14 protein-coding genes are annotated in these 15,746 nt (G+C 66.8%); 7 read left to right on the top strand and 7 right to left on the bottom strand.

What is annotated here, in order from left to right:
• The first annotated feature begins 130 nt into the window (after positions 1-130).
• From ATF69_RS07995 to ATF69_RS07985, 3 genes are all read left to right on the top strand, one after another.
• On the top strand, positions 131-538 hold the full coding sequence (locus tag ATF69_RS07995) for a guanyl-specific ribonuclease (RefSeq protein WP_056056729.1): 408 nt from the start codon (positions 131-133) through the stop codon (positions 536-538).
• Between the two features lie 138 nt (positions 539-676).
• Positions 677-1,102, top strand: a complete 426-nt coding sequence (locus ATF69_RS07990; RefSeq protein WP_015016366.1) for a barstar family protein — start codon at positions 677-679, stop codon at positions 1,100-1,102.
• Positions 1,081-1,290: a hypothetical protein gene (locus ATF69_RS07985; protein WP_015016367.1), complete on the top strand. Its 210-nt coding sequence runs from the start codon at positions 1,081-1,083 to the stop codon at positions 1,288-1,290. Before ATF69_RS07990 ends, ATF69_RS07985 begins: the two co-directional genes overlap by 22 nt.
• Positions 1,291-1,564: 274 nt before the next feature.
• Here the strand turns inward: ATF69_RS07985 and rsmA are convergent, their stop codons facing one another.
• Genes rsmA through ATF69_RS07970 form a run of 3 tightly spaced genes read right to left on the bottom strand, consistent with a single transcriptional unit; the run spans position 1,565 to position 6,200 of the window.
• On the bottom strand, positions 1,565-2,344 hold the full coding sequence (gene rsmA / locus ATF69_RS07980; RefSeq protein WP_146870520.1) for a 16S rRNA (adenine(1518)-N(6)/adenine(1519)-N(6))-dimethyltransferase RsmA: 780 nt from the start codon (positions 2,342-2,344) through the stop codon (positions 1,565-1,567).
• 55 nt (positions 2,345-2,399) lie between these two features.
• Positions 2,400-3,833 (bottom strand): peptidylprolyl isomerase, encoded by a 1,434-nt coding sequence (locus ATF69_RS07975; protein WP_146870519.1) that lies wholly within the window; start codon positions 3,831-3,833, stop codon positions 2,400-2,402.
• A gap of 3 nt (positions 3,834-3,836) precedes the next feature.
• Positions 3,837-6,200 (bottom strand): LPS-assembly protein LptD, encoded by a 2,364-nt coding sequence (locus ATF69_RS07970; RefSeq protein ID WP_146870746.1) that lies wholly within the window; start codon positions 6,198-6,200, stop codon positions 3,837-3,839.
• Positions 6,201-6,371: 171 nt separating this feature from the next.
• On the opposite strand from ATF69_RS07970, the gene ATF69_RS07965 reads away from it, so the two are divergent.
• From ATF69_RS07965 to ATF69_RS07955, 3 genes are all read left to right on the top strand, one after another.
• Positions 6,372-7,526 carry an aminoglycoside phosphotransferase family protein gene (locus ATF69_RS07965; RefSeq protein ID WP_225580981.1) on the top strand — a complete coding sequence of 385 codons (1,155 nt, stop codon included), beginning with the start codon at positions 6,372-6,374 and terminating at the stop codon, positions 7,524-7,526.
• 99 nt (positions 7,527-7,625) lie between these two features.
• Positions 7,626-8,390 carry a 16S rRNA (uracil(1498)-N(3))-methyltransferase gene (locus ATF69_RS07960; RefSeq protein ID WP_146870518.1) on the top strand — a complete coding sequence of 255 codons (765 nt, stop codon included), beginning with the start codon at positions 7,626-7,628 and terminating at the stop codon, positions 8,388-8,390.
• Positions 8,391-8,600: 210 nt separating this feature from the next.
• On the top strand, positions 8,601-9,758 hold the full coding sequence (locus ATF69_RS07955; protein WP_015016373.1) for a GGDEF domain-containing protein: 1,158 nt from the start codon (positions 8,601-8,603) through the stop codon (positions 9,756-9,758).
• Here the strand turns inward: ATF69_RS07955 and ATF69_RS07950 are convergent.
• The gene (locus ATF69_RS07950; RefSeq protein WP_146870517.1) at positions 9,742-10,311 is read right to left on the bottom strand and encodes a DUF3617 domain-containing protein; all 570 of its coding nucleotides are present in this window, start codon (positions 10,309-10,311) and stop codon (positions 9,742-9,744) included. The two genes, ATF69_RS07955 and ATF69_RS07950, sit on opposite strands and share 17 nt — an antisense overlap.
• Before the next feature lie 145 nt (positions 10,312-10,456).
• The gene (locus ATF69_RS07945; protein WP_146870516.1) at positions 10,457-11,746 is read right to left on the bottom strand and encodes an acyl-CoA dehydrogenase family protein; all 1,290 of its coding nucleotides are present in this window, start codon (positions 11,744-11,746) and stop codon (positions 10,457-10,459) included.
• A 208-nt stretch (positions 11,747-11,954) separates the two neighbouring features.
• Between ATF69_RS07945 and ATF69_RS07940 the strand changes: the two genes are divergently transcribed.
• Entirely contained in the window at positions 11,955-12,722 is a 768-nt protein-coding gene (locus tag ATF69_RS07940) for an SOS response-associated peptidase (protein WP_146870515.1), read from the top strand.
• 34 nt (positions 12,723-12,756) lie between these two features.
• On the opposite strand, the gene ATF69_RS07935 is transcribed toward ATF69_RS07940, so the two are convergent.
• Positions 12,757-14,016: a branched-chain amino acid ABC transporter substrate-binding protein gene (locus tag ATF69_RS07935; protein ID WP_082564848.1), complete on the bottom strand. Its 1,260-nt coding sequence runs from the start codon at positions 14,014-14,016 to the stop codon at positions 12,757-12,759.
• 51 nt (positions 14,017-14,067) lie between these two features.
• Positions 14,068-15,702, bottom strand: a complete 1,635-nt coding sequence (locus ATF69_RS07930; protein ID WP_146870514.1) for a long-chain-fatty-acid--CoA ligase — start codon at positions 15,700-15,702, stop codon at positions 14,068-14,070.
• Between the last annotated feature and the right edge of the window lie 44 nt (positions 15,703-15,746).

The raw sequence follows: 15,746 nt of genomic DNA, 5'->3' as shown, positions 1-15,746 counted from the left end.
ACTTAAATCCCTTGCAAAACCCTTCAGCGTCTGCCCAATCTTTGTGCAGACGCTTGCTTTTTGGGGACCGTTGAGCGACACTAGCGGGTCGAAATTTCGGGTTAACCCGTAGTTTCTGAAAGGTTCGTTGATGCTGAAGGCTGTAGCCACCCGGGCGCGCAAGGCAGGGTTATTGTGTGTTTTGGGTGTTGCTTTCGTGCTGTCTCCGGTCGCGGGACATGCCCGGAAATCCCCGTCCACCGACGGGTCCATCACCCCCATCGCACTGGCCGAGTTGCCGCCTCAAGGGCGGACAACGTATGCGCTGATCCGTGAGGGCGGGCCGTTTCCGTACGACAAGGACGGATCGGTTTTTGGCAATCGCGAGCGGCTGTTGCCCGCCCAAAAGCGGGGCTACTACCGTGAATACACCGTCAGAACACCAGGATCGCGCGACCGGGGAGCCCGGCGCATCGTGTGTGGCGGCAAGCCCCGGATGCCGGATGCCTGCTACTACACCAGCGACCACTACGCCAGTTTTCGCGAGATCGTCGAGTAACCCCAATGCGTCGTACGCCAGCCAGCCCATCCCTGAAAGCGTACGCCGCGCCCCATTGAATTCCCCATTCACAGGCCGCATCCTGCAGCCTGTGAGATGCCAGAAGTTTGTGGACTTTATAAAGAAAGAGTAGCGGAGATGCAGACGCCACTTCGTAAAGACCTGGAAACGCCACTGCGTGGCGTGCGCACCAACATCGTGCAGTCCATTCGCGCCTTCCGCGTGCAGGACCTGCAAGATGCGGCCACCTCCATGGGTCACCATTTCTTGTACGCCAATCTGGCTCACGCGCAGTCCAAGCAGGATGTGCTGGACCTGATTGCCGCCCAATTCACGTTCCCGTCGCACTTCGGCAAGAACTTCGATGCGTTGTACGACTGCATGACAGACCCCTTGCACAAATCAGGCCCGCAGCCTGGTTTCATCGTGGTGCTGGAGCAGATTCCTGCCACGGGCAAGTTCGACAAGGAAGCGCGCGAGCAGTTGCTCGACATCTTCCGCGATGCTGCCGACTACTGGGGTGATCGCAAGATCCCCTTCCGGTGTTTCTATTCTTTTCTGTAGCCCGTTCTGCATCCACCAGCCAAGCAGAACGGGCGAACGAGGCTAGCGACACCCAGGCCGTGGAAGGCATCGAGATCAACGGTGAACCCGCTGAAAAGATGCCCACCGACAAGCTTGTGGACGTGTCGCCCATGGCGCTGCGCATGAGCAGCCCTTTCAATGCCGGGTATTGGCTCAGCGCCGCATAACTCGGTACATCCCCCTGAGCGGCTACGCCGCTTCCCCCTTCTCTCGGCTTCGCCGGGAAGGGGGACGACACCAGCGCGGCGGGGCGGCCCTTGCGCGGTGTCTCTGGCATGGTATCTCGCCCATCGTCGAGGGCAGAGTTGAATCAAGCGCCTGCCATACCCGAGGCAGGCCTCTTTTCCTGCCATTGATGCGGATGATACGGGTGCACTGCACCCCATTTTTTGCCCCCATAGACCGCCAGCGCCTATTCAGCAAGCGCCGCCAGCTATCAATTCAAGAGCAATTCTGTGCCAGGGCCACGTATTCGGCCACGGGCACTTCCTCGGCGCGGCGCTGGGTGTCGAATTCACCAGCAAACTGGCGGGCTTCGAGCCAGCGGCCCAGCGTGTGGCGCAGCAGCTTGCGGCGCTGGCTGAAGGCGACCTGCACCAGCTCTTCCAGCAGCGGCACAGACAAGGCCGCAGGCTCTGCATGCGGCACCATGCGCACCACGGCGCTGTCCACGCGGGGCGGCGGGTCGAAGCTCTCGGGCGGCACGAACAGCACGTTTTCCATGGCGTAGCGCCATTGCAGCATCACCGACAGGCGACCGTAGTCGCCCGTGGCGGGGCTGGCCACCATGCGGTCGATCACTTCCTTTTGCAGCATGAAGTGCTGGTCTTCGATGACCTGCACATGGTCCAGCAGATGGAACAGGATGGGTGTGGAGATGTTGTAGGGCAGGTTGCCCACCACGCGCAACCGCAAACCGGGCTGTCCTGCCTTGTCACGCAGGGTCTGCGCCAATGCGGTGAAGTCCACTTTGAGCACATCCGACTCAATCACGTCGAGCTGGCCATGCAGGCGCAGGCGCAGCGCCAGGTCGCGGTCCAGTTCGATGACCGTGAGGCCCCCCAGGCGTTCCACCAGGGGCTGCGTCAGCGCGGCCAGACCGGGCCCGATCTCGACCATGGGTTGACCGGGCATCGGCGCAATGGCCTGCACGATGCCGTCGATGATGCCCTGGTCGGACAGGAAATGCTGTCCGAAGCGCTTGCGGGGAATGTGTTTCAACGCGGCCTTACCTGTTGTCGTGTCTGAGAGTGCTTGGAGCTCGTGTGCGCTGCACTCACTGGGGTGGCTCGCGGTACTCGACATACGCGCGCCCGCGCAACTCCTGCGCCCAGGTGGCATAGGCCTCGTCGAGTTTCTTCTCGCGCACCACGTTGCGTGCCATGTCGCGCTGCTCGCGCTGGGTGAGCTTGGCCTCGCGGCGTTCGAGCAGCTGGATCAGGTGCACGCCAAAACGCGAAACCAGGGGTTCGCTGATGTCACCGGGCTTGAGGGCGTCCAGCGCTTGCTCGAACTCGGGGACATACCGGCCCGGGTTGGCCCAGCCGAGGTCACCACCCTCCTTGGAACTGCCGTCCTGCGAATGCTCGCGCGCCAGGGCTGCAAAGTCGGCCTGCCCCGCCAGCACGCGGCGGCGGTAGTCGGCCAGGCGCGCGGCGGCAGCGGCTTCGGACAACTGGGGGCCCGTGCGCAGCAAAATGTGGCGCGCATGGTTTTGCACTACGGTGGTCGGCATACCCGCCGTCACACGTTCCACCACCTTGAGCACGTGAAAACCCGCTGGCGAGCGCACCGGGCCCACGATGGAGCCCACCGGCAGGCCGAGGGTGGAGTTCACAAACAATTCTGGATAACGATCCGCAGGCCGCAAGCCCAGCAATCCACCGGCCCGCTGGCCTTCGGGCGCATCGGAGAACTCGCGGGCCACCGCTGCAAAGTCTTCGCCCGCGCGCACCTTGTCGGCCGCTCGCTGTGCCCGTGCCTGCCGCTCGGCCACCTGCGTGGGGGTGGCGTTTTCAGGCACCAGCACCAGCACATGGCCGAGGTTGATCTCCATGGCGGCGACATCCGTGCCCTTTTGCTCTTCACGCAGGAACTGGTCCACGTCCAGATCGCTCACCTTCACCCGCGCTTCGACTTCGCGCTCGCGCAGGCGCTGCTGCAGCAACTGGTTGCGCAGCTCTTCGCGAAAACGGTCCTTGCTCATTCCATCGCGGGCCAGGCGCGCATACAGCTCGTCCACCGTCATGTCGTTCTGGCGGGCCACGCCCTGCTCGGCCTGCGACACGGCGTAGTCATCGACCTTGATGCCCGATTCGCGGGCCTGCTGCAGCTGCACCTTCTCCAGGATGATGCGTTCGAGGACTTCGCGCGCCAGCGCATCGCGCGGTGGCATGGCACCGCCCTGCTTGGCGATCTGCGCCTCGGCACGTGCCAGGCGCGAGCGCACCTCGTAGTTGGTCACGGGCTCGGAGTTGACCACCGCCACGATGAAATCGGCCGAGCGCGGGGCCGTGCTGGCGGAGGGCGCGGGCAGCGTGATGGAGGGCACGGCAGCAGGGCGCGCATTCAGCGAAGACGGCGAGGAAGACAACCCTGTCTTGCCCGAGGACGAGGTCCCCGAGGGGCGCAGGCCCTGGGCCGCAGCGCCTTGCGCCACGAGGGATGCCAACGCGGCCGTCAAGGCCAGTGCGAATACACGGTGGTTCATGGTCTAGTCGTAGTTGCTGAAGCGGCTGGGCGTGGAGACCTGCTCGCGCAGGTTCTGGTAACGCGGCACATTTTGCTTGAAGGAGTCGAGCGGGCTGGAGCCCAGGCTCAGGCGGGAGAAGCCCACGAATTCGATCTGGAACAGCAGGCGCGTGTTGGAGCTGGTCACGCTGCTTTGCAGGCGCTCCAGCACCACGCGGCCAATCCAGCAGCAGCTGTCGTACTCGAAGCCCACCACGGTGTCCACGAGTTTGCGGTCCTTCATGCTGTAGTTCAGGCGGCCCACGCTGTACCAGCGCCCGCCGCCCTGGCCGCGGCCGGGGCCCAGGTCCTTGCCCTTGTCGCCCCACAGGTCGTTCAGCGGCCACTGCCAGCCGATGTCGATCTGCTCGCTGGTGCCACGTTGCAGGCGGTAGGCCGCGCTCACGGTGCGGTAGTTGCTGGGGCTGTAGCGCGCACCGATGGTCGAACGGATGGACTGCCCGGTCTTGGGGTTGTACTGCACGGTGGAGTCAAAGCCCCACTGCGGTGTCCAGTTAATGCCCGCGCCCAGCAGCAGGTCCGACAGGCGCTCGCTCACCGGCGTGCCCCCGGGCAGGGTGACCTTCTGGTCCGAGAAACGCACCCGCTGGGCAATGCCGAAGCGCGCTGCCTGGGCACCGGTGTCGGGGTCCAGCAGGCGTGTGGTCACGCCCAAGGTCAGCAGGTTGTTGTCGGCCAGCCGGTCATTGCCGCCAAACGCGTTCTCTGTGTAGATGGTGGCGAAGTTGAAGTCATTGGCCGCTGTGTCATACACCGGCAGCATGCTCTGGTCGCGGTAGGGCGTGTAGGTGTAGAACGCCCGGGGCTCCAGTGTCTGCAGGAAGGCGCGACCAAAGTAGGCGGTGTCGCGCTCGAACACCAGGCCGCTGTCCAGGCTGAAGGTAGGCAGCGTGCGGCTGGCCGAGCGCTGGCCGTTGGACAGGGCCGAGTCAAACTGGTACTGCGTGGCGTGCAGCTGCAGGCGCGGGGTGATGAAGCCACCCGGCGACAGGAAGGGGCGGCTGATCTGCGCCATGGCGTAACTGCGATCGGCATTGGGCTGGCCCGTGAGCGCACGAGCCGCTTCAAAGCGCGTGGTGTCCAGCTCCACGCTGGCATCGAATCCACCGCCCAGCTGCGAGGGGTTGTAGCGCCATTGCACCTGCGGCATGCGGTCATACGGAGGCACGATAGGCGAGCTCACGTCTTGCAGCGTCTGCCACTTGAGCGTGCGCACGGTGGCCGACATGTCGTTGCGGCCCCAGGACAGGATCGCATCGTTGGGCAGCAGGCGCTGGCGCAGTTGATCCGTAGCACGGCTGAAGTCGCGCCAGTAGTTGTCATCACTCACGCGGTTGAGGTTGAGGTTCAGCCCCAGCCCGCCGATGCCGGTGTCGAACGCGCCTTCGTGTTTGCCGCTAAAGCTCCAGCGCACACGGTCGCGCAGACGGTCGGTGGGCATCACGTCGGCGCTGATCTGGCCTTTGTAGGTTGGCTCCAGGTAGCGGAACTCGCCGCCCACGTTGGCGCCTCGTTTGGTCATGAGCGCGGCGCGCAAGGTGGCATCGCGGTTGGGCGCGATGTTCCAGTAGTAAGGCTGCATGTAGGTCACGCCATCCCGACTGTCGAGCCCGACGGTGGGCGGCAGCAGGCCGGACTTGCGCTTTTCCGACAGCGGGAAGCTGATGTACGGAATGGGCAGCACCGAGATGCCCTTGAACTCCAGCACCGCATCTTCGGCGGTGCCCACCTCTTCCTCGTTGTCAATGCGGATGGTGGCGGCGCGCAGCACCCAGTCGGGCTGCCAGCTCTCCTCGTTGCCACGCTCGCAGGTGGTGTAGGTGCCGTTGTGCACCACGGCGCGGTAGCGGTCCACAAAGTCCACCCGCGTCGCATCTCCATGCGCCTGCGTGGCCAGGAAGCGGTAGCGCGCGTCGCTGAAAAAGCCCTCGAAGGCCTCCACCCGCAGCTCCAGCGCCGTGCCTTCGTAGACGTTGCCTGCGCGGTTGATGCGCACCTTGCCGTTGGCCTTGGCCAGGTCCTCGGGCACGTTGTAGTCGAGGCGGTCGGCGCGGATGACCGTGTCGCCCCGGCGCAGCTCGGCGTTGCCTTCAATCAGTGCGTTCAGGTCGGTCTGGCCGCTGATGTGGTCGCCCTTCACAAAGACGGGCAATTGCGAGCGCACGGCGTCGGGAATCTTTTCCTGCAGCAGGGGTGACGTGCGCAGCACCGGCGGCGCATCCCAGGCGCTGGGCGCGGCTCCGTCCTGGGCCAGAACCGCCAGCGGCAGGCCACACCAGGCCAGCGCAACGCCCAGGGCCAGCACGCGGGGCACGGGGGGCCGCAGCCGTGCAGACTTCGCCGTGGCGGGCCGGGCGCGAAGGGAGGTGAGGTTCTGCACGGTAAGGGGCTGGCAGCGTGGCACGTGGGGTGTTGAGGGGCGGTAGCGGACAAAGGGACCGGTCCTGGCCAGCGCGCACGGCGCCAGCCACGACCGGTTTGTAAAATCGGATTATCCATGAGCCACCCCATCCCCCCATCGCCCGCCGGCCAGCCCCTGGGCGCCACCGTAGCCGCACCTGCTGCGCCCGCCGCCTCCACCCCTGTCAGCTGGCCTGATGCAGCCCGCCGCGCCGCCTTCGAAGCCTGGTTGGCGCCTCTCGTGGGCCCCCACCAGCTGCTGCCTGCCACGCTGCGCCCCGCCTCGGCCGATGCCAGCTTCCGCCGCTACCTGCGCATCGACACAGCCACGGGCGCCAGCCGCATCGTCATGGACGCACCGCCCGACAAGGAAAACTGCCAGCCGTTTGTGCAGGTGCAAGGCCTGATGGCCGCCGCCGGGCTGAACGTGCCGCAGATCCTGGCGTTTGATGCGCCCACCGGCTTCATGCTGCTGTCCGATCTGGGCCACCAGACGGTGATCGAGCGGCTGAACCCCGAAAATCCCCGGGACGCCTACGCCTGGTACCAGCAGGCCACCGATGTGCTGCTGCAGTGGCAAAAGGCGTCCACCCCCGGCGTGCTGCCCGCATACGACGAGGCGTTGCTGCGCCGCGAGCTGGCGCTGTTCCCCGACTGGTACCTCGCCCAGCACCGCAGCGTCACGCTGGATGACAAGCAACAGGCCACCTTGAGCAGCGCCTTTGACGCCATCGTGGCGCACAACCTGGCCGCCCCGCAGGTGTATGTGCACCGCGACTTCATGACCCGCAACCTGATGGCACCTGCCGAACAGGGCGCCCCCTTGGGCGTGCTGGACTTCCAGGACGCGGTCTACGGCCCCATCACCTACGACATTGCCAGCCTGCTGCGCGATGCGTTCATCAGCTGGGAAGAAGAATTCGTCATCGACATTACCGTGCGTTACTGGGAAAAGGCGCGCAAGGCCGGACTGCTTGGAGCCACCAGCGCCAGCGGCTGGGGCGATGACTTTGGCGAGTTCTACCGCGCGGTGGAGTGGATGGGCCTGCAGCGGCACCTCAAGGTCGCGGGCATTTTTGCGCGCCTGACCTTGCGCGACGGCAAGCCCAAGTACCTGGCCGATGCGCCCCGCTTCATCGCCTACATCCGCGCCACCGCCAACCGCTACCGCCAGCTGGGGCCCCTGCTCAAGATGCTGGACCAGATCGAAGGCACCGAGCCCGTGGTGGGCTTTGCGTACGGCCGGATGTAGCCCTGGCCGCCTGCACGCACGGCACACCCCCATAAATCAAGCAAAAACCGGCTCAAGCGCACACAAATTATGCGCTAGCAGCTATTACAAAGATAGCAAATGCCCCGTTTCCATTGCCCGGCCCCCCTGGCCACCGGCGCCGAGCTGGACCTGCCCCCGGGCGCTGCACGCCATGTGCAGGTGCTGCGCCTGCAGCCTGGTGACGGCATCACGCTGTTCCACGGCGGCCAGAGCGCGGCCGACCCGGGCGGCGAGTTCGATGCCACCGTGGTCAAGATGGGCCGCAGCGATGTGCGCGTGCTGGTGGGGGCGCACCACGCCATCGAGCGCGAGGCGCCCCGCGCCGTGCACCTGCTGGCGGGTATCACCGCCAACGAGCGCATGGACTGGCTGGTCGAGAAAGCCACCGAACTGGGCGTGGCCAGCATCACCCCACTGGTGGCCGAGCGCAGCGTGCTCAAGCTCAAGGGCGAGCGCGCCGACAAGAAGATCGCCCACTGGCAGGCCGTGGCCGTGGCCGCCTGCGAGCAGTGCGGCCGCAACCGCGTGCCGGTGGTGCACGCCGCCATCGACCTGGCGGGCTGGCTGCGTTCACCAGGGCAGGGCCTGGCGTCTCCCGAGACACGGGACACCCCCCAGCGCCTGCTGCTGTCGCTGCGGGCCGGTACCGCGCCGCTGCGCGAGGCCACGGGCAGCGCGAATGGCCAGCGCCCCGTGCTGTTCCTCTCGGGCCCCGAGGGCGGGCTGAGCGCTGCGGAAGAGGACCTGGCGCTGCAACACGGCTTCGCCCCCGTCACGCTGGGTCCGCGTGTGCTGCGTGCCGAGACGGCCCCGCTGGCCGCCTTGGCCGCGCTCACGCTGTAGCGCAGCGCCCGCGCCGCAGAGCAGACTCGCCACCCGGGCTGCACACCCGGACGAAGCCCGGTCAAGGCATGGCACAGGCCTGGGGGCTATACGCCCAGCATTACCTCACCGTAAAATCGCTGACTGGCCGGTAACCCCCAATCCCAAGGGTTTCATGCCACCTCGCCCGCGCACCGCGCGGCCCTCCCTCCTGGCCGGAGCCCCCCCACCTTGCGCCCACCCGCCCGCTGGCAGCGCCTCAAGGATGTGATCCTCTCCACCGACCCCCGGCGGCGCACGCTGGTGGGCATGGCCTTGCTGGCGCTCACGCTGATGGCAGGCAGCGCCGGCGTGATGCTGCTGGTGGCGCATTCCAGCACCTCCGTGGACCAGACCGCCGTGCAATGGTGGGCCGCCCTGTCAGTGGGCGGCCTGGTGGTCATGACGGCCTTCATCCGCTCGGGCGAAACCGCCCGCCTGCGCGACCCCTCGCTCACCATCCCGCAAATGGTCTGGACCATCACCAGCGGTGCGGTGGCCTATGTGCTGGCGGGCGATGCGCGGGGGCTGGTGCCCAGCGTGCTGGCGATGATCCTGTTCTTCGGCACCTTCGGCCTCACGGTGGCTGAGGTGATCGGCATTGGCGTGTATGCGCTGCTGGCCTTTGCCAGCGCCATCGGCGTCAGCTCACGCTTCAACGCCAATGCCTCGGGCTACCTGGACACCGCCTACGCGCTGATGGTGCTCATCGTGCTCAGCGGCTGCATTGCGCTGAACCTGCGCATCCAGCGCATCCGCGCCAAACTGCAGCAGCAGCGCGAGGCACTGGCCCAGGCGCTCGAAGTCAACCGCGAACTGGCCACCCGCGACGAACTGACGGGCCTTATCAACCGCCGCGCCATGCTCGACCTGATGGCGCTGGAGCACCGCCGCAGCCTGCGCAGCGGCCGCCCGCTGCTGCTGGCGCAGCTGGACATCGACCACTTCAAGCCCATCAACGACCAGCACGGCCACGCTGCCGGCGACCGCGCGCTGCAGGCCTTTGCGGGCACGGTGCGCGCCAGCGTGCGCGACACCGACGTGCTGGCCCGCTGGGGTGGCGAGGAGTTTGTGCTGATGCTCACCGACACCTCGGCAGACCATGCGCGCGAACTGCTCGAACGCATCCGCCAGGCCGTGCAGGCGCTGGAGATTGCCCACAGCGCAGGCTCGCTGCAGCTCACCGTGTCCATCGGCCTGGCCCAGCACCTGCCGGGCGACACGGTGGAGCACACGCTGGAACGCGCCGACCAGGCGCTGTACCACGCCAAGGCCCTGGGCCGCAACCGCGTGGTGGTGGCGCCGGCCACCCACCGCCCCGTGGCCTCTGGGACTAGCGCACGGGCTTGATCGCGCCGCAGTCCGCGGCCAGCCACTTGCCGTTTTGCACCATGTCGATCTGCTCGGGCTTGCCGTTCGACGTGGTCTTGACCTTGAAATTGCCCGTGTAGGCGGTGGGCCCCTGGAAGGTCATCGCGCCCTCGCCCGTGGTGGGCGGCTGGCCTTGGGTGCCCTTGCAGCTGAACGTCATGGCCACCGCATTGGGGCCCGTGCGTTGCACGTTCTGTGTGCAGCCTTCCTGCGCCGGAATGCGGTCCAGGTCGGCCTGCTCGGGGCTGATGCAGACCTTCACGGTGTTGCCGCTGGGGCCCATGCTCACACCCTGCTGGGCCATGGCCTGTTCCATCTGCTTGCGCTGCGCAGGCGTCAGGCTGGCCATGGACTTCTGCATCTGCGCCATCGCGGCCTCCAGCTGGCCGCTCTGGCTTTTCATGGTCACGCTGTTCTCCCACAGGCCGGGCCGCAGCTTCTGCGTCTGGGCATGGGCCGTGGCCCAGAGCCCGGGTCCGAGCACGGTGGCGGAGAGGACAACGGCGAGAGCGCGGGGGATGGGGGTGTGCATGGTGGTCAGGCCTCGGTGCTGGCGGTGGAGCCAGCAGTATCGACACACCGGCCGTTGCTGCCAAGTACCAAGTGCACGGTGGAAGGTGAGAAGCAGCGGCTGCGGCCCGCGCGCACGGGCACGCGGTCTCCGTGGGTCTCCGTCCTCAGGCGCTCAGGTGCGGCGGCGCGCGCAGCTGCTCGGGGGTGGTGAAGTAGGCTGCCGATGCCCCCAGCCCCGCGCGCGCCTGCGCCAGCTCATGCCGCGCCACGGTGCGCAGGTGCACCTCGTCGGGCCCGTCCATCAGCCGCAGCGCGCGGCCCCAAGTCCAGAAAGCGGCCAGCGGCGTGTCGGGCGACATGCCCATGGCGCCAAAGACCTGCATGGCGCGGTCCACCACGCGCTGCTGCAGGCGCGCGGCCACGAGCTTGATGGCGGCGACCTGGGCACGCACGCTGCGCGCATCCACAGCGTCGCCCTGGTCCAGCAGCCACGCGGCGTGCAGCACCAGAAGGCGCGCCTGGTCGATCTCGATGCGCGACTCGGCCAGCCACTCCTGCACATTGGCCTGTTCGGCCAGCGGCTTGCCAAAGGCCGTGCGCTCCAGCGCGCGCTCGGTGGCCAGGCGCAGCGCCAGCTCGCACTGGCCGATGCTGCGCATGCAGTGGTGCACGCGGCCGGGCCCGAGGCGCGCCTGGGCCATGGCAAAGCCTGCGCCCCAGTCGCCCAGCAGGTGGTCCGCAGGCACGCGCACGCTGCGCAGCAAAATCTCGCAATGCCCCTCCGGCGCGTGGTGGTGCAGCACGGGGATGTTGCGCACGATCTGCACACCCGGTGTGTTCACCGGCACCAGCACCATGCTGTGGCGGTGGTGGCCGTCTTCACTGTCGGCGTCGGCATTGCGGCACAACACGATGAGCAGCTGGCAATGCGGGTGCGCCGCGCCGGTGATGAACCACTTGCGGCCGCTGAGCACCAGGTCATCGCCCTCGCGCCGCACCGTGGTCTGCAGATTGGTGGGGTCGGACGAGGCCACATCGGGCTCGCTCATCGCAAAGGCCGATCGCATCTGGCCGTGCAGCAGCGGCACCAGCCAGCGGGTGCGCTGGGCGGGCGTGGCAAAGCGGTGCAGCAGCTCGATGTTGCCGGTGTCTGGCGCCTGGCAGTTGAACACCTCGGCCGCCCAGGGCAGGCGGCCCATGGCCTCGGCCAGCGGCGCGTAGTCAAGGTTGTTCAGGCGCGTGCCCGGCTCGTCTTCGCGCAGCGTGGGTAGGAACAGGTTCCACAGGCCCTCTTCGCGCGCCAGCGCCTTGAGGTCTTCGACAAACGGCGGCGGATAGTCGCCCGCCGCCACGGCCGCGTGCCAGGCGGCGTTGTAGGGCAGCAGGTAGCGGTCCATGAAAGCCAGCAGGCGATCACGCAGTGCAAGGGCCAGGGGGGAGAGTGCGAAGTCCATGCGGCCATTGTGAAAACCGCGCCAGCACACGTCACAACGCAGGCGACAACGGGCTTGACGCACATCACGGCCTGCATGGGAGCCTTCGGTGACGGCATCCCATTTGCTACGCTATTGATAGCTAGTCAGGCATATTGCACTAGCGCTACCAACCCGTTTTGCTTCAAACATGGCCTGACACCCATCACCACGCAGGTACCATGGCTCCATGAGTACCCACTACGAAACCCTGCAACACGCCGACACCTACCGCGAGGCGTTTGCGGTCGAGCCCCCTGCGGCGCTGGGTGAACGCCACCTGTGGCCCCGCAAGCCGGGCTTTTTCATCGTGCATGCAGCAACGGCCACCGCCTTGGCCCAAGGGCCGGCCAGCACGGCTGGCGCGGTTGAAGAAGCTGCCCCCACAACGGCTTCAGACACCCCGAGCGACGCCGCCTCCACCCGGGTGCTGGTGCCCGCGCAATGGGGCCTGGTGCCGCACTGGGTCAAGTCGGCATCCGACGCCAAGCTGCGCGCGCCCAAGCTGGTAAACGCCAAGTCCGACCTGGCCTCCACAGGCACCGCGTTTCGCGACGCGTGGCTGAACGGCCAGCGCTGCATCGTGCCCATGGTGGCGTTCTATGAAGACGACCTGCGCAGCGGCAAGGCCGTGCCCACCCGCGTGGCACGTGTTGACGGCAAACCCATGGGCGTGGCGGGCCTGTGGGCGCGCTGGCAGGGCGCTGACGGCGAGGTGATCATCAGCTACTGCCTGCTCACGGTGAACGCCAACAACCACGCGCTGCTGCACCGCTACGGCCAGCCCGGCAGCGAAAAAAGCATGCCCGCCATCCTGAACGAAGGCGCCTACGACGCCTGGCTTACGGCCCGGCCCGACAAGGCCAAGGAGTTCATGCGCCAGTACGCGGCAGAAAAACTCACCGCCAATCCCGTGGAGAAAAGGGCCGACAAGGTGCCCAAGGGCTGGCTGGGTTGAAGCCCGCACCGCCGAAGCGGCGCTGCGGGGGCGCTCAGGACGGCCGCTTCATCTGGCACGACGTGGGCTGGGCGCTGATGTAGTTGTCCCACGCCACTTCAGAGCGGAAGCCGTAGCCGGTTTTCTCCGCGTCGTACTTCACGCCCTTGCTGCCCTGCTTGGCCCAGATGCCCAGGTACAGCGGGGCTTCAAGCTGGTGGTCGGTCTTGCGCATGCGCACCTCGCCCATGGGGCTCTTGTAGGTCATGCCTTCCAGCGCCAGGGCCACCTTCTTGGCGTCGGTGGACTGGGCCTTGCGCATGGCTTCTCGCAGCATGTGCACGCTGTTCCAGTGGGCGGCAAACACAAAGTCTTCACCAGTCTTCTTCTTGTAGTCCACGTAGATCTTTTCCAGCTCGGGGGTGGGGGCGTTGTGCACCCAGTTCCAGATCACCCCGACCTTACCCTCGCCCCAGGGCCCGATCTGCGCGGGCGTGCCGGGGTTGTTGGCATTGAGCGTGAAGTAGTTGATGTTCAGGCCATAGTCGCGCGAGGACTTGAACAGCAGCGTGAGGTCGCTGCCCCAGTTGGAGGTGATGACGGTGTCGGCCTTGGTGGCGGCAATCTTGGCCACGTACGAGGCGAAGTCGCGCGTCTGGGCGATGGGGATGAAGTCATCGCCCACAACCTCGATGTCAGGCCGCTTGCGGGCCAGGTATTCCTTGGCAGCCTTGGAGACCTGGCGGCCGTGGGTGTAGTCCTGGTTGAGCAGGTACACGCGCTTCACGTCCTTGCGGCCTTGCAGGTAGGTGGTCAGCGCCTCCATCTTCATCTCGCTCGACGGATAGAAGCGAAAGTGCCAGAAGCTGCAGCGCTCGTTGGTGAGCTGCGGGTCCATGGCGGCGTAGTTGAGGTACACGGTCGCGCGCTCGGGGTCGCGCTCGGCGAGCTTGTTCAGCGCATCCACCAGCGCCAGCGCCACGCCCGAGCCACCACCCTGGGTGATGTAGCGCACGCCCCGGTCAGTGGCAGCCTTGAGCGCGTTCAAGCTCTCCTGCGGCGTGCCCTTGTTGTCAAAGTCCATCACCTCGAACTTGGGCTCGTTCGGCCCGGCCTTGGCGTTGACCTGCGCCACCACCTCGCGCAGCTGGTTGAGCGAGCTTTGGCCGGTGAGCGCAAACGGGCCGGACAGCAGGTCGATGAAGCCGATCTTCACCGTCTCGGCAGCCCCGGCGTGCGCAGCCATCACCAGCGCTGCGGCGCATGCGCCGGCCTTGAGCCATTGATGAGGCCATTTCCTGGGAACCATGTTCATGTGAGTCTCCGTGGGGTGGGTGGGTAGGAACTGCGTCAATGCGGGGCGATGTCAGTCGCCGACGAACACCGAGCCATGGCGTTGCCGCAGCTCGTTTTTCTGGACCTTGCCGGTGCCGCCCAGCGGCAGGCTTTCGACAAACAGCACCTCGTCGGGCAGCCACCACTTGGCAACACGCTCTGCGAGGAAGTCCAGGATCTGCGCCTTGTCGAGCGACTGGCCGGGCTTGCGCACGATGAAGAGCAGCGGGCGTTCGTCCCACTTGGGGTGCTTGACGCCGATGACAGCGGCCATGGCCACCGCCGGATGCGCCACGGCGGCGTTCTCCAGGTCGATGGAGCTGATCCACTCGCCGCCCGACTTGATCACGTCCTTGGTGCGGTCGCGAATCTGCACCACGCCCTGCGGGCTGATGGTGGCGATGTCGCCGGTGGGGAACCAGCCATCGGCCAGCGCCGAACGCTCGGCCTTGTGGTACCGGTCCACGATCCACTGGCCGCGCACCATCAGCTCGCCCTGCGCCACGCCGTCGCGCGGCAGGCGGGCGCCGTTTTCATCCACCAGCTTGAGCTCGATGCCGAACACCGACTTGCCCTGCTTGGCGACCAGCGCGTGGCGCTCCTCGGGCGGCAGTTCGGCATCGGCCGCGCCCAGCACGCTCATGGTGGCGATGGCGGTGGTCTCGGTCATGCCCCAGCCGTGGCGCACCTCCACGTCGTACAGGTCGTTGAACTTGGCGATCAGCGCCTTGGGCATGGCCGAGCCGCCCACGCCCGTGCGGCGCATGGTGCTAAAGCGCAGCCCGTGCTGCTCCACATGCTGGATGAGGCCCATCCAGATGGTGGGCACGCCCGCGCTGACGGTGACGCGCTCGGTCTCCATCAGCTCGTACAGGCTGGCGGCGTCCAGGCGTGGGCCGGGCAGCACCAGCTTGGCCCCGCCAATCAGGGCCGCATAGGGCAGGCACCAGGCGTTGATGTGGAACATGGGCACCACGGGCAGGATGGTCTCCCGCGCGCTGATGCTGAGCACACCCGGCATGCAGGCCGACAGGGCACTGAGCGCCAGCGCCCGGTGCGAATACAGCACGCCCTTGGGGTTGCCGGTGGTGCCCGATGTGTAGCACAGCGCTGCGCCGGTCTTTTCATCACATTCGGGCCACTCAAAGCGGTCATGCTGGCCGGCCACCAGGGTCTCGTAGGCCTCGACCCCGGGCACCCCTTGCAGGTCGATGCTGCCCAGCGTGTCGGCATCACACAGCGCCACCCAGTGCCGTACGCGGGGGCACGACCCCGCAATGGCGCGCACCAGTGGTGCGAAGGTGGTGTCAAACAGCACCACCTCGTCGTCGGCGTGGTTGACGATGTAGGCCAGCTGCTCGGGGTGCAGGCGCGGGTTGCAGGTGTGCATGACCATGCCGCTGCCGGACAAGGCGTAGTACGCCTCCAGGTGGCGGTGGTTGTTCCAGGCCAGTGACCCCACCACGCTGCCAGGGCGCAGGCCCAGCGCCTGCAGTGCGTTGGCCAGCTGCCGGGCGCGCCGGGCCAGGTCGGCAAAGCGGTAGCGGTGCAGGCTGCCATTGGTGTCGCGCGAGACGATCTGCTGGTCGCCGTACTGGTTCTCACCGTGCTCGAGGATGGCCGAGACCAGTAACGGCCGATCCATCATGCTGCCGGGCTGCTGCATTGCTGTCGTCTCCTTGTGGTGTGCGCGGTGCTGCATCGCGGCAT

This window comes from Acidovorax delafieldii (assembly GCF_007993815.1).
Lineage (GTDB): Bacteria > Pseudomonadota > Gammaproteobacteria > Burkholderiales > Burkholderiaceae_C > Acidovorax > Acidovorax delafieldii.
The sequence above is the reverse complement of the archived record's forward strand: the minus strand, read 5'-3'. Positions and strand labels throughout refer to the sequence as shown.

Excerpts from the sequence above, each read along its gene's own strand:
- ATF69_RS07995 (WP_056056729.1), top strand. The coding sequence starts at position 131 with ATGCTGAAGGCTGTAGCCACCCGGGCGCGCAAGGCAGGGTTATTGTGT.
- ATF69_RS07990 (WP_015016366.1), top strand. The coding sequence starts at position 677 with ATGCAGACGCCACTTCGTAAAGACCTGGAAACGCCACTGCGTGGCGTG.
- ATF69_RS07975 (WP_146870519.1), bottom strand. The coding sequence starts at position 3,833 with ATGAACCACCGTGTATTCGCACTGGCCTTGACGGCCGCGTTGGCATCC.
- ATF69_RS07965 (WP_225580981.1), top strand. The coding sequence starts at position 6,372 with ATGAGCCACCCCATCCCCCCATCGCCCGCCGGCCAGCCCCTGGGCGCC.
- ATF69_RS07960 (WP_146870518.1), top strand. The coding sequence starts at position 7,626 with ATGCCCCGTTTCCATTGCCCGGCCCCCCTGGCCACCGGCGCCGAGCTG.
- ATF69_RS07950 (WP_146870517.1), bottom strand. The coding sequence starts at position 10,311 with ATGCACACCCCCATCCCCCGCGCTCTCGCCGTTGTCCTCTCCGCCACC.
- ATF69_RS07945 (WP_146870516.1), bottom strand. The coding sequence starts at position 11,746 with ATGGACTTCGCACTCTCCCCCCTGGCCCTTGCACTGCGTGATCGCCTG.
- ATF69_RS07940 (WP_146870515.1), top strand. The coding sequence starts at position 11,955 with ATGAGTACCCACTACGAAACCCTGCAACACGCCGACACCTACCGCGAG.
- ATF69_RS07935 (WP_082564848.1), bottom strand. The coding sequence starts at position 14,016 with ATGAACATGGTTCCCAGGAAATGGCCTCATCAATGGCTCAAGGCCGGC.
- ATF69_RS07930 (WP_146870514.1), bottom strand. The coding sequence starts at position 15,702 with ATGCAGCAGCCCGGCAGCATGATGGATCGGCCGTTACTGGTCTCGGCC.